Consider the following 3,182-nt stretch of genomic DNA (forward strand, 5'->3'; position numbering starts at 1 on the left):
CGGTCCGCCGGCCGTGACGAGGTGAGGTGAGGTGAAATGATCTCAGGGTCTCCCGCTCGGACACCGGCGACCCCGACGATCTTGTTACCGTCGAAGCGCGGCGCGCCACGACATCCCGACACGGGTCGACACAACTGGCCGAACAGGTCAGGAAGGCTCCGGATGACAACGCAGAGTGAAGGTTTGCGCGCCTGCGCCATCGTGGACCTGGACGCGGTCCGTGCGTCGGTGGCGACCCTGGTCGCCCGCGCCGGGAACGCCGCGACCATGGCGGTGGTGAAAAGCGACGGCTACGGGCACGGGATGTCCGCGTGCGCACGCGCCGCTGTGGAGGCGGGCGCGAGTTGGCTCGGGGTCGCCGTCATCGAAGAGGGGCTCGCGTTGCGTGCCGCCGGTTTCACCGTCCCGGTCTTCGCCTGGCTCACCGCCCCGGGAGAACCGCTCGCCGACGCGCTCGCCGCCGACATCGATCTCTCCGCGTCGGCTCCCTGGATGCTGGCGGAGATCGCCGCGGCTGCCCGACACACCGGCCGGCGAGCCCGCGTCCACCTCAAGGCCGACACCGGCCTGGGTCGAGGCGGCGCCACCGAGGCGGACTGGCCATCTCTGTGCGACGCGGCGGCGGCGCTGGCCGCCGAGGACCTGATCGAGGTGACTGGAGTGTGGAGCCATCTGGCCTTCGCCGACTCGCCCGGCCATCCGACCGTCCGCGGCCAGATCGGGCGTTTCGCCGACGCGGTCACCATCGCCGAGAAGACCGGTCTGCGTCCGCAGGTGCGTCATCTGGCCAATTCGGCGGCGACGCTGGTCAGCCCGGACGCCCATTTCGACATGGTCCGTCCGGGAATATCCGTGTACGGGCTGTCACCAGGGCCGCAGGTCGGTTCGCCCGCGGCCCTGGGCCTGCGTCCGGCCATGACGTTGACCGCCCGGCTCGCGCTGGCCAAACGGGTACCGGCGGGCAGCGGCGTGTCCTACGCCCACCGGTACACCACCGCCGTGGCGTCGACCCTTGGACTGGTACCGCTCGGGTACGCCGACGGCGTCCCGCGGGCGGCCGGCAACACCGCCGAGGTGCTGCTCGCGGGCCGACGCCGGCGGATAGCCGGAACCGTCTGCATGGACCAGTTCGTGGTCGACGTCGGCGATGATCCGGTCCAGGCCGGCGACCAGGTGATCCTGTTCGGGCCGGGGGAGCACGGCGAACCCACCGCACAGGACTGGGCGGACGCCCTCGGCACGATCAACTACGAGATCGTCACCAGGGTCGGTGTCCGGGTGCCCCGCGTCCATCTGAACGCCTCCGACGGGCTGCGGGGTACCGGCCGGCAGGCCACAGGCGGGCCGGGTGCCGCCCGGCGCGCTCCCGGGGTGGCCAGCAGCGCGCCGGCCGCTGTCGGCCCGTCTGATGCCGGTCTGTCCGGCAGTGGTTCGTCCGGCGCTGGTTCGTCCGGTCCAGGCCTTCCCGGTGCCGGCCCGTCAGCGCCAGGATGGCTCCCGTCATGAGGGCGTCCCTGGAAACAGACGGTGTGAAAGCGGGCGGTGCGGGCGGCGCCGCACGGGCCACGGTGGCCGGTCGGCTCCTCGGTATCGGCGGCGGTGTCGTCCGGGCGAGCCGTGCCATCACCTGGACGCGGGCGGCCCGGGCGGCGGGGGTCACGGGCCTGGTCACGGCGGCCGTCATAGGCACGGCGGCGGAACGGCGGCTGGCGCGTATCCGTGCCGAGCGGGCCGGCGCGGCCGAGGAGGAGCCGGTCGACCCGGTCGGCGGACGGCCGACCACGGTGATCACCTCTGACGGGGTGCCGTTACACGTGGAGATCGTCGGCGACGCCGACGCGCCGCTCACCATCGTGTTCGTGCACGGCTTCTGTGTCAGCCTCGACTGCTGGACGTTCCAACGCCGGGACTTAGCCGACTGCGGTCGGCTGGTGTTCTACGACCAGCGGGCGCACGGTGCCTCGGGCCCCTCGGAGCTCGCGGGATGCACGATCGACCAGCTTGGTGACGATCTGTACCGGGTGCTCGGCGAGGTGGTGCCGACCGGCCCGGTGGTGCTCGTCGGGCACTCGATGGGCGGGATGACGATCCTCGCGTTGGCCGACGCCCACCCGGAACTGTTCGAGGACCGGATCGTCGGGGTTGCCCTCGTGTCGACCAGCGCCGGTAGCCTGGCGACGGTCACCTTCGGTCTGCCCGCGACGGCCACGCTGGCGCTGCGCGCCTGCCTGCCCGGCCTCGCGATCGGCATGCGCTACGCCCCGTCGCTGCTGGAACGGGGCCGCCGCCACAGCGGTGACCTGGCCTGGGTCATCACCCGCCGGGTCGGCTTCGGCTCGAGCGAGGTGGAACCGGCCGTGGTGTCGCTCCTGGAGAAGATGGTGACCGCCACGCCGCTGCACGTGGTCGCGGCCTTCTTACCCGCGCTGGTCTCTCACGACAAGCTGCTTGCCGCGGCGGTGCTGGTGACGACGCCGACACTGATCCTCGTCGGTGACGCCGACGTGATGACCCCGCTGGAACACAGCCGCACGCTCGCCGCGGCGCTCCCCGAGGCGGACCTGGTGGTCGTGCCCAACGCCGGCCACAGCGTCCTCCTGGAGCGCCCGGACGAGGTCAACGCGGCGCTGCGTACCCTCATCCAGCGGGCGAGGGTACGTCGGCCGCACCCGGACAACCCGATCGTGCCCGCTCCCCGGGACCACGGGACAGACGACATCCGCGCATGAGTACTCCGCGGCGAACGCCCGTGGGTACGACAGCGGCGACGCCGTCCGGGCGGCCCTGACCAGCCCTTGATGTCGACGCCTGTGCGTCATGGGGCGTGAGCGGGACGGGACACGGACCCGCCGCGGCGGGGACACCACCGGTGCGACAGCCTCTGGTGTGAACGGAGCCGGACGGGACACGGACGGCAGGTATCGCCCACCAGCGTCCGTGGGGGCGAAGTTGTGGCCCGGGGGCGCGAACATGACGGCCTGAACATGATGGCCTGGATGTGACGGCATGCGTGCGACAGGTGTGAGCGTGATCTCGTGAGGTGGATGTTGTGAGTGGCCCGGATACACCCCTACCCCCTCGTGCCTCCCCGCGCGCCGGCGTTGTTGTGGCCAGGGCCGGGGGCGGCGGGCTGGTGGTCGAGGCCGAGGACGCCGATGACACCCGCGAGGTCGGCAGGCGGC

Annotated in this window: 2 protein-coding genes and 1 pseudogene (1 of these 3 only partly in view); all 3 read left to right on the top strand. The window is 72.2% G+C overall.

Going from position 1 to position 3,182, the window contains the following annotated elements; all coding sequences use genetic code 11:
* Nucleotides 1-162: 162 nt before the first annotated feature.
* A pseudogene (gene alr, locus FrCorBMG51_RS03100) lies at nucleotides 163-1,296 on the top strand (alanine racemase); the annotation flags it as partial.
* A gap of 206 nt (nucleotides 1,297-1,502) precedes the next feature.
* Nucleotides 1,503-2,729 carry an alpha/beta fold hydrolase gene (locus tag FrCorBMG51_RS03105; protein ID WP_047221590.1) on the top strand — a complete coding sequence of 409 codons (1,227 nt, stop codon included), beginning with the start codon at nucleotides 1,503-1,505 and terminating at the stop codon, nucleotides 2,727-2,729.
* Nucleotides 2,730-3,155: 426 nt separating this feature from the next.
* Nucleotides 3,156-3,182: the 5' portion of a tRNA (adenosine(37)-N6)-threonylcarbamoyltransferase complex ATPase subunit type 1 TsaE gene (tsaE, locus tag FrCorBMG51_RS34385; RefSeq protein ID WP_047221591.1), read on the top strand. 594 nt of this gene lie beyond the right edge of the window; only the first 27 of its 621 coding nucleotides appear in the window; its start codon is at nucleotides 3,156-3,158; its stop codon lies beyond the right edge, outside the window.

It is taken from the genome of Protofrankia coriariae (assembly GCF_001017755.1).
In the GTDB taxonomy this organism is placed as follows: Bacteria; Actinomycetota; Actinomycetes; order Frankiales; family Frankiaceae; genus Protofrankia; species Protofrankia coriariae.

What these genes read in the sequence shown, in the direction of transcription:
- FrCorBMG51_RS03105 (WP_047221590.1), top strand. Translation starts at nt 1,503, where the DNA reads ATGAGGGCGTCCCTGGAAACAGACGGTGTGAAAGCGGGCGGTGCGGGC.